Origin of the sequence: Pseudomonas sp. WS 5412, assembly GCF_012985615.1 — a bacterium.
GTDB lineage: Bacteria > Pseudomonadota > Gammaproteobacteria > Pseudomonadales > Pseudomonadaceae > Aquipseudomonas > Aquipseudomonas shahriarae.
The window spans coordinates 21747-39694 of sequence record NZ_JAARMB010000008.1; the positions used below are offsets into that span (position 1 = coordinate 21747).

The following is a 17948-nucleotide window of genomic DNA, read 5'->3' on the forward strand; positions in this document are numbered from 1 at the left end:
AATAACCACGAGGATAACGACATGAGCGCAACCCCCGCACCCGACGGCGTGCTGAAACCTACCTTGAGTGTGTTCGATGTGGTGGCCATTACCGTTTCGGCGGTAACCCCGGCCAGTTCCGTATTTGTTATTGCACCGTTCGCGATCCAGCAAGCGGGCAGCGGGGTGTTCCTGGCATTTGTGATGGCTGGGCTACTGGCGCTGATGTTTGCCTTTTGCTACGCGGAACTGGGGCGTGCCCATAACAGTGCCGGTGGCGAATACGTGTACGCCAAGCGCGTGTTTGGCGGCATGGCCGGCTACGCGACGTTCCTCACGGTACTGGTGATGCTGCTGTTTATCCCGCCAGTCCTGGCCACCGGCGCCGCGACCTACCTCAATAACGCCCTGGGCACGAAATTCGATTCACAAACCGTGGCCCTGGTGATTGTGGTGTGCAGTTACGCCCTGGGTATTCTCAATATCAAGCTCAACGCCTGGATCACCGGCACTTGCCTGCTGTTGGAAGTGGCGGCGTTGCTGGTGATTGTGTTTATCGGCTTTGGCAACCCGGTACAGCCGGCCAGTGTGCTGTTCCAACCGCAGATCGTCGAAAACGGCGTGCTGCACCTGGCGCCCTGGGCCCTGGTGATCGGCGCGGTGGGCATCGGCCTGTTCTCGTTCAACGGCTACGGCCCGGCGGTGTTGCTGGCCGAAGACATGAAGTGCGGCGGCAAGGGCGTGCACAAGGCGGTGCTGTGGTCCCTGGGCCTGGTGGTGGTGATCGAGTTGGTGCCAATCACCGCGCTGTTGATCGGCGCGCCCTCCCTGAGCGAGATGATCAGCAGCCCGGACCCCATCGGCTACCTGCTGACCAGCCATGGTAATGAAACCCTGTCACGCCTGGTCAGCGCCGGGATCTTCCTCTCGGTGTTCAACGCCATCGTTGCCATCGTGATCCAGATCGGCCGGGTGGTGTTCAGCAGCGGCCGTGATGCGCTGTGGACGCCGACCATCAATAAACTCTTCACCCGCATCCACCCACGCTGGGATTCGCCATGGCTGGCCACGCTGTTTCTGGCGATCCCATCGGCACTGCTCAGCTTCAGCTCCAACCTGGCAGACCTGACGTCCTTCAGCGTGTTGTTGATCATGCTGGTGTACCTGATCGTCGCCCTGAGCGCGCTGATGAGCCGGGTGCTGTTGCGCGACCGCGAGCACCCGTACCGCATGCCCCTGTGGCCGGTGCCGGCACTGCTGGCCGTGGCGGGCGCGGGTTATCTGTTATTTACCTTGTTTAGCGCGGCGTCCATGCGCGACATCATGATTATCATCGGCCTGCTGGCCTTGTCGGTGATCCTGTACTGCATCAGCGGCCGGTCGAGTCCGGCGTTTCAGAAACTGTAAGGAGTGGTTATGCGCGCACGTCAATTGGGCATCACGTTGGGGCTGGGTACGCCCGGCGAATTGAATGCGATTACCGACGTCCCCGGGATTCGGGTCGGCCACAGCACGCTCAAGGAGCAGATCGACGGCAAACAGGTGCGCACCGGGGTCACACTGATCCAGCCGCGGGCCGGTGCAGCGCGGCTGCAGCCGTGTTTTGCCGGGTACCACGTGCTCAACGGCAACGGCGACGCCACCGGCCTTGAGTGGATCGGCGAAGCGGGGCTGCTGACCACGCCCCTGGCGATCACCAACACCCACAGTATCGGCATTGTGCGCGACACCCTGATTGCCCTGGAGCGCGACAGCCTGGCGGACCCGGCGGTGTACTGGTGCATGCCGGTGGTGATGGAAACCTACGACGGCCTGCTCAACGATATCTGGGGCCAGCATATCGGCCCCGAGCATGTGCTGCAGGCCGTGGCCAACGCGGAATCCGGCCCGGTACAGGAGGGCGCCCTGGGCGGTGGCACCGGGATGATCTGCCATGAATTCAAGGGCGGCATCGGCAGCGCCTCGCGCAAGCTGGCGGCGGAGCAGGGCGGCTGGACTGTCGGCGTGCTGGTGCAGGCCAACCACGGCAAGCGCCAGGAGCTGCGGGTGGATGGCTACCCGGTGGGGCGGCACCTGATGGAAATCGCCTCGCCATTTGCCGAGCGTGGTACGCCGGGCATGGGTTCCATCGTGGTGATTATCGCCACCGATGCGCCGCTGCTGCCGCACCAGTGCCAGCGCCTGGCGCAACGCGCCTCCATCGGCATTGCCCGCACCGGCGGTGGCACCGAGGACTCCAGTGGTGATCTGTTCCTCGCGTTTGCCACCGGCAACCACGACCTCCCGCCGGCGGATTACGGGCGCAAGGACCTGCCCCTGAGCACAACGTTGAGCATGGTCAATAACGATCATATTTCGCCCTTGTTCAGCGCCGCGGCCGAGGCGGTGGAAGAGGCGATCATCAACGCGATCCTCGCCGGGGAGGACATGACCACCGCCGATGGCGTGCTGGTACCGGGGCTGGAGGGGCAGACGCTGCTGGAGGCCCTGCGCCAAACGGGGTGGCGTGGCTAGTCTTGACCTCGCTATCGCCGGCTTGCCGGTGATAGCGGCCGCAAGCTGTCGATATTTAAACAGTGGCTATTTAATATTTACCAATGACACGGTGGCACTTTAAAAGTGCACCCCACTCAATATATTGGATCCACTTAGCACTAAAGTGTGACGTGTCTGGCATTTAACTATTTAGCACTATTTAATATTTAAATAGCCCGCTTGCCGCCATCCAGCCCAAAACAAAGAATATAAACACTTGATTCCCAATGTTTGCAGTCGTTATTCCGTCCACGCACTTTTCCAACAAAAAAAATACTGGACGTGTGATTTCGAATTGTGTCAGTTTCTTTTCGCCTTCATAAGAGGCGAGTGATAGGACGATCTCGCCCGAGAACGTCGCTATCGGACAAAAACTGTTCCACTTGCAAACAAGGAAGTACGTTTATGTCGAAAGTAAAAGACAAAGCTATTGTCTCGGCAGCTCAAGCAAGTAGTGCCTACTCACAAGTCGATAGCTTTAGCCATTTGTATGACCGTGGCGGCAATCTCACGGTCAATGGCAAACCCTCGTTCTCTGTCGACCAGGCAGCCGACCATTTGCTGCGCGAAAACGCGGCATACCGGGACGTTGACGGTAACGGCAGGATCGACTTGACCTACACCTTCCTGACCTCGGCTTCCTCGGCGACCATGAACAAGCATGGTATCTCCGGGTTCAGCCAGTTCAGCAACCTGCAAAAAGGCCAGGCCGTTCTGGCCATGCAATCCTGGGCCGATGTGGCCAATGTCACCTTCACCGAGAAAGCCTCGGGCGGCGACTTCCACATGACCTTCGGCAACTACAGCGCAGGCCAGGACGGCGCCGCAGCGTTTGCCTACCTGCCTGGCACCAATGAGAAGTACCACACGAGTGGCACGGATGGCACCTCGTGGTACCTGATCAACAACAGCTACACCGCCAACATCAACCCTGGCCTGAACAACTACGGGCGTCAGACCCTGACCCACGAGATCGGCCATACCCTGGGCCTGGATCACCCTGGCGACTACAACGCCGGGACCGGCAACCCGTCTTACAAAGACGCGGACTACGGCCAGGACACCCGTGGCTACAGCGTCATGAGCTACTGGGGCGAAAACAACACCAACCAGAACTTCACCAAAGGCGGGGTCGAGGCCTATGCGTCCGGCCCGCTGATCGATGATATTGCGGCGATCCAGAAGCTCTACGGTGCCAACTACAACACCCGTGCCGGTGATACCACCTACGGTTTCAACTCCAACACCGGGCGCGATCACCTCAGCGCCACGTCCAACGCCGACAAGCTGGTGTTCTCGGTATGGGACGGTGGCGGCAACGACACCCTGGACTTCTCCGGCTTTACCCAGAACCAGAAAATCAACCTCAACGCGACCTCGTTCTCCGACGTGGGTGGCCTGGTGGGTAACGTGTCGATCGCCCAGGGCGTGACCGTGGAAAACGCCTTTGGTGGCTCGGGCAACGACCTGCTGATCGGCAACGCCGTGGCCAACACCCTCAAGGGTGGCGCCGGCAATGACCTGATCTACGGCGGTGGCGGTGCCGACAAACTGTGGGGCGGCGCGGGTTCGGACACCTTTGTGTTCGGTGCCAGCTCTGACTCCAAGCCGGGTACGGCGGATCAGATTCTTGATTTCACCTCGGGTTCGGACAAGATCGACCTGACCGGCATCACCAACGGCAGCGGCCTGCATTTCGTCAACGCCTTTACCGGCGCTATCGGTGATGCCGTGCTGACTTATGCCTCGGGTACCAACCTGGGCACCTTGGCGGTGGACTTCTCCGGGCACGGCGTGGCGGATTTCCTCGTCACCACCGTAGGCCAGGCGATGTATAGCGACATCGTGGCTTGATCAAGGCGTAACGAAGGGTGGCGCCCCGGCGCTGCTCTTCCCTTGCAACAGCCCCGTAAACGGGTAATGGTGATGACTAATTTTCGCAACGCAATCGCCTGGTTGATCCTGGCATTGCTCGTGTCGGCAGGAGCCAACGCAATGGCAAGCAGTCTTGTTTTACCCAGCACCGCGCAATTGGCGGGGCACTGGCAACTGCGCCAGCAGGAGCAGGTGTGCGAGATGGATCTGATCGCCGAACCCAATAGCCTGGCCGGTGATATTGAGTGCGCGCAACAGTGGCTGGGGCAAAAACCCCTGACCTGGCTGCCCACCCCGGATGGCATTTGGCTGATGAATACCGAGGGCACCGGTATTACCCATTTGAATCGACAGAAAGAAGGCGAATACACAGCGCGTTCTGCTTCTGGAGTAGAGCTGTTACTGCGACGCATACACTAATTAAGTATTGCGGTTATATGCTTATAACTGCCGGGTATAGAGGTATTTGTTGGTCGTGACCTTTATCGACCTGTCACTTCCAACGCATTAAACACTATTGAAATAGTTGCCCGCCCCATTGTTTGGGGCGCTCGGCAGACTATTGCGCGTATTTCAGTCCAGGGAAGATCAGGCAACATGGCGAAGACCACTCCCACTGCACCACTGTTTAAAGCCCTCGGCGATTATAGAAGTATCCTGATCAGCGTCGGTTGCTTTACCGCGCTGATCAATCTGCTGATGCTGGTGCCGTCCATTTACATGCTGCAAGTGTATGACCGGGTACTGTCCTCGCAGAATGAAACCACCCTGGTGATGTTGACCCTGATGGTGGTGGGCTTCTTTGCTTTTATCGGCACCCTGGAAATCGTCCGCAGCTTTATCGTGATCCGTATCGGCAGCCAGTTGGAGCGGCGGTTCAACCTGCAGGTGTACAAGGCCGCCTTCGAGCGCAACCTGCAACGGGGTGAGGGGCACGCCGGGCAATCGCTCGGGGATTTGACCCATATCCGCCAGTTCCTCACGGGGCCGGCGTTGTTTGCGTTCTTCGATGCGCCGTGGTTCCCGATCTACTTGCTGGTGATCTTCCTGTTCAACGTGTGGCTGGGAGTGCTGGCTACGGCGGGTGCGGTGCTGTTGATCGGCCTGGCGTGCCTTAACGAATACCTGACCAAAAAGCCGTTGCGCGAAGCCAGCGGCTACTCCCAGCAGTCCACCCAACTGGCCACCAGCCACTTGCACAACGCCGAGACCATCCAGGCCATGGGCATGCTGGGGGCGCTGCGCAGTCGCTGGTTCCAGGTGCATTCACAATTCCTCGGCCTGCAAAACCGGGCCAGCGACACCGGTTCGGTGATCAGCTCCTTGAGCAAATCCCTGCGCCTGCTCCTGCAATCCCTCGTGCTGGGCTTGGGCGCCTTGCTGGTGATCAAGGGGCAGATGACGGCCGGGATGATGATTGCCGGCACCATTCTGATGGGCCGGGTGCTGAGCCCGATTGACCAGTTGATCGCCGTGTGGAAGCAATGGAGTTCGGCCAAGCTGGCCTATCAACGCCTCGATGAGCTGTTGCAGGAGTTCCCGCCTGGGGCGCAGGCCATGGCGTTGCCGGCGCCTCAGGGCCAGGTGAGTTTCGAGCAGGTCAGCGCCGGGCCGCCGGGGCGGCGGGCGGCGACCTTACATCAGGTCAGCTTCAAGCTGGCGGCCGGTGAAGTGCTGGGGGTGTTGGGCGCCTCCGGCTCCGGCAAGTCGACCCTGGCGCGGGTGCTGGTGGGGGTGTGGCCAACCCTGGCCGGCACGGTGCGCCTGGACGGCGCCGATATCCATCGCTGGGACCGCGACGACCTCGGCCCCCATATCGGCTACTTGCCCCAGGACATCGAACTGTTCAGCGGCAGCATCGCCGACAACATTGCACGTTTTCGCCAGGCTGACCCCGAGCGGGTGGTGCAGGCCGCCCAGCAAGCCGGGGTGCATGACCTGATCCTGCGCTTGCCCCAGGGCTACGACACGGTGTTGGGCGACGACGGCAGCGGCTTGTCCGGCGGGCAGAAACAGCGGGTGGCCCTGGCCCGCGCGTTGTATGGCGGGCCGCGCCTGATCGTGCTCGACGAACCCAACTCCAACCTCGACACCGTAGGCGAAGCCGCCCTGGCCAGCGCCATCATGCAGATGAAAGCCCAGGGCAGCAGCGTGATCCTGGTGACCCATCGCTCCTCGGCCCTGGCCCAGGCCGACAAGTTGCTGGTGCTCAATGAAGGGCGCCTGCAAGCCTTTGGCCCCAGCCAGGAGGTGCTGCGGGCACTGTCCGGCCACGCGGAGCCCCCCCGTGAAAAGGCCGGCGTCAGCTTGAACCGTCAATATCCTGCGGCAAGGAATCCAGGCCAATGAGTACCGATAACAGCCTGCCACTCGAGCAGACCTTTCCCGAGCGCGATGCGCGCTTTTTCTCCCGCCTGGGCTGGCTGATGACGGTGGTTGGCGCCGGGGGATTCTTCCTCTGGGCCAGCCTTGCGCCGCTGGACCAGGGGATCCCGGTGCAGGGCACGGTGGTGGTGTCCGGCAAGCGCAAGGCCGTGCAAACCCTGAGCCCCGGCGTGGTCAGCCGGATCCTGGTGCGCGAAGGCGAGGTAGTCAAACAGGGCCAGCCGTTGTTTCGCCTCGACCAGACCCAAAGCCAGGCCGATGTGCATTCCCTGCAAGCCCAGTACCGCATGGCCTGGGCCAGCGTCGCCCGTTGGCAGAGCGAGCGCGACAGCTTGCCGGCCGTGACCTTTCCCGCTGAACTGAGTGCCAACCCCGATCCTGCGCTGGCCCTGGTACTTGAAGGCCAGCGCCAACTGTTCAGCAGCCGGCGCGAGGCCTTTGCCCGCGAGCAATCGGGGATCCGCGCCAATATCGAAGGCGCCAGCGCCCAGCTCAACGGCATGCGCCGCGCCCGCACGGACCTCAGCGCCCAGGCGCAATCGCTGCGTGACCAACTGGCCAACCTGCAACCTTTGGCAGACAACGGCTATATCCCGCGCAACCGCCTGCTGGAGTACCAGCGCCAACTGTCCCAGGTGCAACAGGACCTGGCGCAGAACAGCGGCGAAAGCGGGCGCCTGGAGCAGGGCATCCTCGAATCGCGCCTCAAGTTGCAACAGCACAGCGAGGAGTACCAGAAGGAAGTCCGCAGCCAGTTGGCCGACGCGCAACTGCGCAGCCTGACCCTGGAGCAGCAACTGACCTCCGCCGGCTTTGACCTGCAACACAGTGAAATCAACGCGCCGGCCGATGGCATTGCGGTCAACCTCGGCGTGCACACCATCGGTGCGGTGGTGCGGGCCGGGGAAACCCTGCTGGAAATCGTGCCCCAGGGCACGCGCCTGGAAGTCGAAGGGCGGCTGCCGGTGAACCTGGTGGACAAGGTCGGCACCGATCTGCCGGTGGATATCCTGTTCACCGCCTTCAACCAGAGCCGCACGCCCCGGGTGCCGGGGGAGGTGAGCCTGATCTCCGCCGACCAGTTGCTCGACGAAAAAACCGGTGTGCCGTATTACGTGCTGCGCACCACGGTCAGCGATGTTGCCCTGGAAAAACTCCAGGGCCTGGTGATCAAGCCGGGCATGCCCGCCGAGATGTTCGTGCGCACCGGCGAGCGCTCGCTGCTCAACTACCTGTTCAAGCCGCTGCTCGACCGTGCCGGCTCTGCGTTGACCGAGGAATGAGCATGAAGCCTGTGTTCATCGCCTTGTTTCTCGCCTGCACCGGCGCCCAGGCAGCCATGGGCCCGTTCGATGTGTATGAACAGGCCCTGCGTAACGATCCAGCCTTCCTCGGCGCAATCAAGGAGCGTGACGCCGGCCTGGAAAACCGCACTATCGGCCGCGCCGGCCTGTTGCCCCGGCTGTCGTACAACTACAACAAGGGCCGCAACAACTCCCAGGCCAACCTGCCCGATGGCCGTGGCGGCCACTATCACGACGACCGCAACTACAACAGTTTCGGTTCGACCTTCACCCTGCAACAGCCGCTGTTCGACTACGAAGCCTATGCCAACTACCGCAAGGGCGTGGCCCAGGCGCTGTTTGCCGATGAGAGCTTTCGCGACAAGAGCCAGGCGCTGTTGGTGCGGGTGCTGACCTATTACACCCAGGCCCTGTTCGCCCAGGACCAGATCGACATCGCCCGGGCCAAGAAGAAGGCCTACGAGCAACAGTTCCAGCAGAACCAGCACCTGTTCCAGCAAGGCGAGGGTACGCGTACCGACATTCTGGAGGCCGAGTCCCGTTATGAACTGGCGACGGCCGAAGAGATCCAGGCGCTCGACGAGCAGGACGCGTCACTGCGCGAACTGGGGGCTTTGCTTGGCGTACAGAGCGTCGACATTGCCGACCTCGCGCCACTGAACCAGGACTTCGCCGCCTTGACCCTGGCCCCGGCCAACTACGACAGCTGGCACGAACTGGCATTGACCAACAACCCGACCCTGGCCTCCCAGCGCCAGGCCGTGGAAGTGGCGCGCTATGAGGTGGAACGCAACCGCGCCGGGCATCTGCCACGCATCACCGCGTATGCCAGTTCGCGCCAGCAGGAGTCCGACAGCGGCAACACCTACAACCAGCGCTACGACACCAACACCATCGGCATTGAAGTCAGCGTGCCGTTGTATGCTGGGGGCGGCGTCTCGGCGTCCACCCGCCAGGCCAGTCGCTCCATGGAGCAGGCCGAGTACGAGCTGGAGGGCAAGACCCGCGAGACCCTGATCGAGCTGCGGCGCCAGTTCAGTGCCTGCCTGTCGGGGGTCAGCAAGCTGCGCGCCTATCAAAAGGCCCTGGCCTCGGCTGAAGCGCTGGTGGTGTCGACCAAGCAAAGCATCCTTGGCGGCGAGCGCGTCAACCTCGATGCCCTCAACGCCGAGCAGCAGCTGTACAGCACCCGTCGCGACCTGGCCCAGGCCCGTTACGACTACCTGATGGCCTGGACCAAATTGCATTACTACGCGGGCAACTTGCGTGACACCGACCTGGCCAAGGTCGACGAAGCCTTTGGCCCAGGCCCGCGCTGAATAAAAAACACAATAAAAGTGAGGACGGTCACCGTGAACGCGAAACAACGAGGCTATCACTGCGTCATGCTGTGTGGGCTGGCCAGCCTTGGCACTGCCCAGGCCGCGCCCTATGTAGAGGCCGGCAAGCTGGGCGACCCCGCCAGTTGGCGCTCGGCGGAATATCAAAGGGACTGGGGCCTGGGCCGCATGCAGGCTGATCAAGCCTATGCCGCCGGGATCAGCGGTGCCGGGGTGAAGATCGGCGCGCTGGACTCGGGTTTTGATGCCAGCCACCCGGAAGCCTCCCCGCAGCGTTTTCACCCGGTGACCGCCAGCGGCACTTACGTGGATGGCAGCCCGTTTTCCACCACCGGCGCGCTGAATCCCAACAACGACTCCCATGGCACCCACGTCACCGGCACCATGGCGGCTGCGCGGGACGGCAACGGTATGCATGGCGTGGCCTACAACGCGCAGATCTATGTGGGCAATACCAACGCCAACGACAGCTTCCTGTTTGGCCCGACGCCCGACCCCAAGTACTTCAAGGCGGTGTACAGCGCCATGGTCGATTCCGGGGTACGCGTGATCAATAACAGCTGGGGCAGCCAGCCCAAGGATGTCAGCTACCAGACCCTGGGTGATCTACACGCCGCCTACGCGCAACACTTCAACCAGGGCACCTGGCTGGACGCCGCCGCCGATGTGGCGCGCGCCGGGGTGATCAACGTGTTCAGCGCCGGCAACAGCGGTTATGCCAACGCCAGCGTGCGCTCGGCCTTGCCGTACTTTGAGCCGGCGCTGGAAGGCCACTGGCTGGCGGTGTCGGGCCTGGACCAGGCCAATAACCAGAAGTACAACCAGTGCGGCATCGCCAAGTACTGGTGCATCTCCACCCCCGGCGCGAAGATCGACAGCACCATCCCTGGCGGCGGTTATGCGGTCAAGTCCGGCACCTCGATGTCGGCGCCCCATGCCACGGGCGCCTTGGCGCTGGTGATGGAGCGCTACCCGTACTTGAACAACGAGCAGGCCTTGCAGGTGTTGCTGACGACGGCCACGCAACTGGACGGTTCGGTGACCGACGCGCCGAACGCCACGGTCGGCTGGGGCGTGCCGGACCTTGGCCGGGCGATGCATGGACCGGGGCAGTTACTGGGCGCCATGGACGTCAATCTGGCGGCCGGGCAGGGCGATGTGTGGAGCAATGGCATTTCCGACAAGGCGCTGCTGCAGCGCCAGGCGGAAGACAGCGCCGAACACCTGGCATGGCAACAGACCGTGCAGGACAAGGGCTGGGAAAATGGTCCTGGCGCCGGCGCCAGCCAGCAGGAGCAGACCGACTACGCGGTGGGCATGGCCCGAGATGCGGCGGCGGTCCAGCGCATTTACCAAGGCAGCCTGATCAAGTCCGGCGCCGGTAGCCTGCTGCTCAGTGGCGACAGCACCTATCGTGGCCCGACCACGGTCAATGGCGGTGTATTGAAGGTCGATGGTTCGTTGACCTCGGCGGTCACGGTCAACCCTGGCGGGACCTTGGGCGGTTCCGGGCGCATCGGCGCATTGCAGGCCAACAGCGGCAGTGTGATTGCGCCGGGCAATTCCATCGGCACCTTGAACGTGACCGGGGATGTGCGCTTCGAGGCCGGTTCCACCTATGCGGTGGAGCTGTCGGACGCCAGCAGCGATCGTATCGTCGCGGGCGGCAAGGCCACCCTCAACGGCGGCACCGTGACCCTGGCCCTGGAAAACAGCCCGACCCTGCTCAGCCAGCCCCAGGCGCAAAGCCTGATCGGCCGCCAGTACAACATCTTGCAGGCGGCGGGCGGAGTGACCGGCAGTTTTGCTGCGGTATTGCCCAACTATCTGTTTCTGGGCGGCAACCTCGATTACGGCACTAACGGCGTGCAACTGGCTATCGCGCGCAATGACGCAAGCTTTGCCAGCGTCGCGGCGACCCGCAACCAGCTTGCCGTGGCTTCCGCTGCCGAGCAGTTGGGGGCCGGCAACCCGGTGTATGAAAGCGTGCTGAGTGCCGACTCCGCAGTGGTCGCGCGCCAGGCCTTCCAGCAGTTGTCTGGCGAAATCTACCCGGCGGTGGGCGCGATGCTGATCAACGACAGCCGCCATGTGCGCGAGGCCGTCGGTGAGCGCCTGCGCCATGTGCCGGCGACCGGCGAAAGCAACCTCTGGATCAAGGCACTTGGTGCCTGGGGCAAGGCCGACAGCAGCAGCGAATACGCGGGGTACACCCGCTCTATCGGCGGAATGTTGCTGGGGGTCGATGGCCAGTGGGACGAACAGACCCGCGTCGGCGTGATGGCGGGCTACAGCGACAGCTCGCTGAACATGGGCGATGGCACGCACTCGTCGGCCGATGTCGACAGCTACCACCTGGGCACCTATGCCGGGCGTGAGCTGGGCAACTGGCGCGTGAGTGTGGGCGGCGCCTACAGCTGGCATCGCGGCGATGTGCAGCGCGACCTGCAATACGGCGACGTCAGCGCCAAGCAAAAGGCCAAGCTGGATGCACGCAGCCTGCAGGTGTTCACCGAGGCGGCCTACCGCTTGAACCTGCAAGCGCTGGCCCTGGAACCGTTTGCCAACCTGGCCTATGTGCACCTGGACAGCGAAAGCTTCCATGAAAAAGGCGATGCCGCCGCCCTGCAGCGCGGCAGTGATCGCCGCGACGCGACCCTGAGCACCCTGGGCCTGCGCGCCCTTAAAACAGTGCCGCTGAATGACCGCCAGCAACTGGAACTCTCCGGCTCGCTCGGCTGGCAGCACAGCCTGACACCGGTTGAATCCGAGGAGCACCTGGCCTTTGTTGCCGGCGGCCCATCGTTTGCCGTGCAAAGCACGCCGTTGCAGCGCAACGCCACGCTGGTGGGCTTGAAGGCCAGCCTGGCATTGAGCGAGACCACGCGGGTCAACCTCGATTACAGCGGCCAATTGGGTGCGAAGGAGAACAACCAGGGCGTGGGCCTGAGCCTCGACTGGCAGTTCTGAAGCGGCGCCAACAAAAAGAACAACAAACGCAATGAAACTAAGGAAGGTCACCGTGAACGTAAAACAACGAGGGTTTCACTCCGCCATCCCAACAGGCCCGGGCTACCCGCTCAAGGCCCTGAGTCGCGTGCCATACGGCGCGTTGCTGTGTTGCCTGGCCAGCCTGGGTACCGCCCAGGCCGCACCCTACGTCGAAACCGGCAAGCTGGGGGATGTCGCCAGTTGGCGCAGCAATGAATTCAAGGCCGACTGGGGCCTGGGGGCGGTGAATGCCGATGTGGCGTATGCCGCCGGTTACAGCGGCAAGGGCGTGAAGCTGGGGATTTTCGACCAGCCGGTGTACGCCTTGCACCCTGAGTTCTCCAGCCCGGGCAAGGTGCAGACCCTGGTCACTGAAGGGATCCGCCAGTACACCGACCCGTACATCCCGGTAAAGGCCGGTGACCCGTTCCGCTATGACGGCACACCGTCCCAGGGTTCCAATGGCAAGCTGGGCGACCACGGCACCCATGTCGGTGGCATTGCCGCCGGCGACCGTAACGGTGGGCCGATGCACGGCGTGGCCTACAACGCACAGATCCTCAGCGCCGAGAACGGCGACCCCGGCCCCGAAGACGGGATCATCCTGGGCAACGACGGCGCGGTGTACCAGGCCGGCTGGGACAGCCTGGTGGCCAATGGTGCGCGCATCATCAACAACAGCTGGGGCATCGGCATTGGCGATCAGTTTGCCCAGGGCGGCAAGGACCCGGCGTTCCCCCATTTCGGTCTCAGCGAGGCGCAGGCGCAGTTCGACCAGATCAAACCCTTGCTGGGCACCGCTGCAGGGGGCGCTTATTCGGGCGCGATCAATGCGGCGCGTAGCGGCGTGCTGACAATCTTTGCCGCCGGCAACGACTACAACCTGAACAACCCCGATGCGATTTCCGGCCTGGCGTATTTTGTCCCCGAGATCGCACCCAATTGGCTGTCGGTGGCGGCGTTGCAGCGCAACCCGGACGTCAACAGCCCCAACCCCTATGTGATCAGCACCTTCTCCTCGCGCTGCGGGTATGCCGCGAGCATCTGCGTATCGGCACCGGGCACGGCGATCTACAGCTCGGTGATGGTCGGCACCACCGTCGATAACATGAACCTGGGCTGGAACAATAAAAGCGGTACCTCCATGGCCGCACCCCATGTGGCGGGCGCGGCCGCGGTGTTGATGGAGCGTTTCCCGTATATGAGCGGCGAGCAGATTTCCACGCTGCTCAAGACCACCGCCACCGACCTTGGCGCACCGGGCATCGACTCCCTGTACGGCTGGGGCATGATCAACCTGGGCAAGGCGGTCAACGGCCCGGGGATGTTTATCACCGCCGAGGATATTCCGGCCGAGTTTCGCATCGACGGTGGCTATGGCAGCGGCCAGTTTGTCGCGGACTTGCCCGGGGTTGGGGCGGTGGTCGATGCCGGCAAGCCCACCGAGCGCCTGTGCACCGATGTGCACTGCGGGCGGGACGTGTGGAGCAACAACATTTCCGGTCACGGTGGCCTGACCAAACAGGGCATCGGCACTCTGGTGCTGACCGGCAGCAACACCTACAGCGGGCCGACCCTGGTCAATCAAGGCTTGCTGGCGGTCAATGGCTCGCTTACATCGCAGGTCACTGTCAGCAACAGCGGGGTCTTGGGCGGGGCCGGTAGCATCGGCGCGCTAAACGCGAAAAGCGGCGGTACGGTCGCGCCGGGCAACTCCATCGGCACCTTGAATGTGGCTGGGGATGTCAATTTCGATGCGGGCTCCACCTATGCGGTAGAGCTGTCCACGACCAGCAGCGACCGCATCGTCGCCGGTGGCAAGGCGACCCTCAACGGCGGCACTGTGACCCTGGCCCTGGAGAACAGCCCGACCTTGCTTAGCCAGCCCGAAGCGCAAAGCCTGATTGGCCGCCAGTACAACATTCTGCAGGCGGCCGGGGGGATTACCGGTAGTTTTGCCTCGGTACTGCCCAATTACCTGTTTGTCGGCGGCAACCTGAACTATGGCGCCAACGGCGTGCAACTGGATGTCGCGCGCACGGCCAACAGCTTTGCCAGCGTCGCGGCGACCGATAACCAACGTGCGGTGGCGGCGGCTGCCGAGCAACTGGGTGCAGGTAACGGGGTGTATGAAAGCCTGTTGCTGGCGCCGAGTGCGGCCTCGGCGCAAGGGGCGTTCCAACAGTTGTCGGGGGAAATCTACCCCGCCCTGGAAACCGCGCTGGTCAACGACAACCGCTACCTGCGTGAAGCCGTAGGCGAGCGCCTGCAGCAGGGGGAAATGGGCACTTCAGCGCAAACCCTCGACTCGCGTGGCAACGTCTGGATCAAGGCCCTCGGCGCCTGGGGTAAAACCGACAGCGCCAGCGATACGGCGGGCTACACCACCTCCATCGGCGGCCTGCTGGCGGGTGTGGACGGTGCGCTGGATGACGACACGCGCCTGGGCCTGGTCGCCGGCTACAGCGACACTTCGCTGAACATGGGCGATGGCACCCATTCGCGGGCATCGGTGGACAGTTACCACTTTGGCGCCTATGCCGGTCACGACATCGGCGCCTGGCGCCTGAGCGGCGGGGCAACCTATAGCTGGCACCGTGCTGATGTGACGCGTGAGCTGCAATACGGCGAAGTCGCCGGCAAGCAGAAAGCCAAGGTCGATGCCCGCAGCACCCAGGTCTTTACCGAAGCGGCTTACCGCCTGAACCTGCAACCGCTGGCGCTGGAGCCATTCGCCAACCTGGCCTATGTGCATCTGGACAGCGATGGCTTCAGCGAGAAAGGCGATGCAGCGGCGCTCAAGGGCGGCGATGACACCCGCGACCTGGTGCTCAGCACCCTGGGCGTACGGGCCTTGAAGACCTTCAACGTCACCGACCATCAGGCCCTCGACGTTTCCGGCACCCTGGGCTGGCAGCACAACCTCAGCGCCACTGATTCCGAGCGCCACCTGGCGTTTGCTTCGGGTAGCACTGCGTTTGCCGTGGAAAGCTCGCCGATGGTGCGCGATGCGGCGTTGGTCGGTGCGCGGGCCAGCCTGGCGCTGACCAAGGATGCGCGGCTGAACTTTGACTACAACGGCCTGCTGGCCAGCAAGGAGAAAATCCACGGTGTGGGCTTGAGCCTGGACTGGGCCTTCTAAACACCGCAGCTCCAAACTGTGGGAGCAGGTTTGCTCCCACAGTTACAGCATTCCAACCGTTTTGGCTTTCTCGACAATTCCAACAAAAGAGAGGCAATACCATGGGTGTCTACGACTACAAAAATCTTACTACCGAGGACTCCAAAGCACTGTTCGCCGATGCCATGGCGATCACGTTGTACTCCTACCACAACCTGGATAACGGCTTTGCCGTGGGCTACCAGCAGCATGGCCTGGGGCTTGGCTTGCCGGTGACCCTGGTGCAGGCGTTGCTGGGCAGCACCGACTCCCAGGGAGTGATCCCCGGTATCCCATGGAACCCCGACTCGGAAAAGGCCGCCCTCGACGCGGTGCAAAAGGCCGGTTGGACCCCCATCAGCGCCAGCACCCTCGACTACGGCGGCAAGGTCGATGCCCGGGGCACCTTCTTTGGTGAGAAAACCGGCTATACCAGTGCCCAGGTGGAAGTCCTGGGCAAATACGATGACGCCGGCAAACTGCTGGAAATCGGCATCGCCTTCCGTGGCACCTCGGGGCCCAGGGAGAACCTGATTGTCGATTCCATCGGCGATGTGATCAGCGACTTGCTGGCAGCCTTCGGCCCTGCGGACTATGCGAAAAACTACGCGGGCCAGGCGTTTGGCGACTTGCTCGGCAAAGTCGCCGCGTATGCCGGCGCGCAGGGGCTCAGTGGCCAGGATGTACTGGTCAGCGGCCATAGCCTCGGTGGCCTGGCGGTCAACAGCATGGCCGACTTGAGCAACACCACCTGGGCGGGTTTCTATAAGGACGCCAACTACGTGGCCTATGCCTCGCCGACCCAGAGCAGCGGCGACAAGGTGTTGAACATCGGTTATGAAAACGACCCGGTCTATCGTGCCCTCGACGGTTCGTCGTTCAACCTGTCGTCCCTCGGGGTGCATGACCAACCGCATGCCTCCAGCGCCGATAACATCGTCAGCTTCAACGACCACTACGCCTCGACGCTCTGGAACATCCTGCCGTTTTCCATTCTCAACCTGCCGACGTGGATTTCCCATTTACCCACGGGTTATGGCGATGGCATGAGCCGCATCCTCGAATCCAAGTTCTATGACCTGACCAGCCGTGATTCGACGATCATCGTCGCCAATCTGTCGGACCCGGCGCGCGCCAACACCTGGGTGCAGGACCTCAACCGCAACGCCGAAGCCCACCAGGGCAGTACGTTCATTATCGGCAGCGACGGCAATGACCTGATCCAGGGTGGCCGGGGCAACGACTACCTGGAAGGTCGCGCCGGCAACGATACCTTCCGTGATGGCGGCGGCTACAACATCCTGCTGGGCGGCAAGGGGTTCAACACCCTGGACTTGCAGCAGTCGCTGAAAAACGTCGAAGTGGCCAACGATGGCGCAGGCACCCTGTACATCCGCGACGGCCAAGGCGGTATCAGCATGACCCGCGATATGGGCGCGATAGTGAGCAAGGAAAGCTATCTGTTGCTGTTCAGCAAAGAGGTGACCCACAGCGTGACCGACAAGGGGTTGCTGGCGGGCAAGGACCTGACCGCCTATGCGGCGTCGCTCAAGGGCGATGCCGGCGCCAATCTGCTCAAGGCCGGCGATAGCGGGCAGTGGTTGTTTGGCCTGGACGGCAATGACCACCTGATCGGCGGTAAAGGCAACGATGTTCTGGTGGGCGGGGCCGGCAATGACCTGCTGGAAGCGGGTGGCGGGCGCAATACCTTCCTGTTCGACGGTGACTTCGGCCAGGACCGGATCCTGGGCTACCAGTCGACGGACAAATTGGTATTTATGGGCGTGGCGGGGGTGGACGGGCAGTACAACTACCTCGACCATGCCAAGGCAGTGGGCAGCGATACGTTGCTGACCTTCGGCGATAACTCGGTGACGCTGGTGGGGGTAGGGCTGGGCAGCCTGTCGGCGGAGGCGTTTGTGATTACCTGAAACAAACCGTAGGCGCCGGCATGCCGGCTCCTACGGTGATTCGTTCAGTCTTCCTTGCGCACGGTCGCGACATCCGCCGCCTTGACCCGTACGCGCTTGCCGGCGATATCGGTAAATTCGTAGAAACCATCGGGAGTCTTGGCATTCGGCGTGTCTGTGGTCAGGTACTGCGTACCGTTTTGCAAGGTCACGACGGTCGGCGTCGAGCAACCGGCCAATGCCAGAAACGTCAGTGCAGCCAGCGGCAGGCCCCAGTTCTTCATGTTCATAACCCTTACTCTCATCCTTCGAAAACCCCGTGCTCAACGGCTGCGGGCAACAAATGTTACGCGGATCCACCCCCATCTGATCACTTTTATGCAAAAAGTTGCGTGCGCCACTGATCTATTAGCGATTGCAACGCAGGCCTGGCAGCGGCAATCTGTATGCATAACCAGTGTTTGCCCAA

Annotated in this window: 11 protein-coding genes; 10 read left to right on the top strand and 1 reads right to left on the bottom strand. The window is 62.5% G+C overall.

The features are described 5' to 3' along the window. Window positions 1–21: 21 nt before the first annotated feature. The 10 genes from HBR94_RS12655 (at window position 22) to HBR94_RS12700 (ending at window position 17500) form a co-directional block, all read left to right on the top strand. Entirely contained in the window at window positions 22–1386 is a 1365-nt protein-coding gene (locus HBR94_RS12655; RefSeq protein ID WP_057444785.1) for an APC family permease, read from the top strand. A 9-nt stretch (window positions 1387–1395) separates the two neighbouring features. After that, the gene (locus HBR94_RS12660; protein WP_170044900.1) at window positions 1396–2493 is read left to right on the top strand and encodes a P1 family peptidase; all 1098 of its coding nucleotides are present in this window, start codon (window positions 1396–1398) and stop codon (window positions 2491–2493) included. A gap of 426 nt (window positions 2494–2919) precedes the next feature. Continuing rightward, the gene (locus HBR94_RS12665; RefSeq protein WP_170044901.1) at window positions 2920–4368 is read left to right on the top strand and encodes a serralysin family metalloprotease; all 1449 of its coding nucleotides are present in this window, start codon (window positions 2920–2922) and stop codon (window positions 4366–4368) included. Window positions 4369–4434: 66 nt separating this feature from the next. Next, entirely contained in the window at window positions 4435–4809 is a 375-nt protein-coding gene (locus HBR94_RS12670; RefSeq protein ID WP_170044902.1) for an AprI/Inh family metalloprotease inhibitor, read from the top strand. A 177-nt stretch (window positions 4810–4986) separates the two neighbouring features. Then, window positions 4987–6738: a type I secretion system permease/ATPase gene (locus tag HBR94_RS12675; RefSeq protein WP_170044903.1), complete on the top strand. Its 1752-nt coding sequence runs from the start codon at window positions 4987–4989 to the stop codon at window positions 6736–6738. Then, entirely contained in the window at window positions 6735–8057 is a 1323-nt protein-coding gene (locus HBR94_RS12680) for an HlyD family type I secretion periplasmic adaptor subunit (RefSeq protein ID WP_170044904.1), read from the top strand. The genes HBR94_RS12675 and HBR94_RS12680 overlap by 4 nt, the downstream gene beginning before the upstream one ends. Window positions 8058–8059: 2 nt before the next feature. Beyond that, a complete protein-coding gene (locus HBR94_RS12685; RefSeq protein ID WP_057959670.1) occupies window positions 8060–9397 on the top strand; it encodes a TolC family outer membrane protein in 1338 nt (445 codons plus the stop codon). 66 nt (window positions 9398–9463) lie between these two features. Then, window positions 9464–12388: an autotransporter serine protease gene (locus tag HBR94_RS12690; protein WP_170044969.1), complete on the top strand. Its 2925-nt coding sequence runs from the start codon at window positions 9464–9466 to the stop codon at window positions 12386–12388. A gap of 31 nt (window positions 12389–12419) precedes the next feature. Then, the gene (locus tag HBR94_RS12695; RefSeq protein ID WP_170044905.1) at window positions 12420–15551 is read left to right on the top strand and encodes an autotransporter serine protease; all 3132 of its coding nucleotides are present in this window, start codon (window positions 12420–12422) and stop codon (window positions 15549–15551) included. Between the two features lie 101 nt (window positions 15552–15652). Then, complete coding sequence (locus HBR94_RS12700) at window positions 15653–17500, top strand: polyurethanase (protein ID WP_057959667.1); 1848 nt, start codon at window positions 15653–15655, stop codon at window positions 17498–17500. A 44-nt stretch (window positions 17501–17544) separates the two neighbouring features. Here HBR94_RS12700 and HBR94_RS12705 read toward each other — a convergent pair whose 3' ends face one another. Beyond that, the gene (locus HBR94_RS12705) at window positions 17545–17769 is read right to left on the bottom strand and encodes a YgdI/YgdR family lipoprotein (RefSeq protein ID WP_057438460.1); all 225 of its coding nucleotides are present in this window, start codon (window positions 17767–17769) and stop codon (window positions 17545–17547) included. Window positions 17770–17948: the final 179 nt, after the last annotated feature.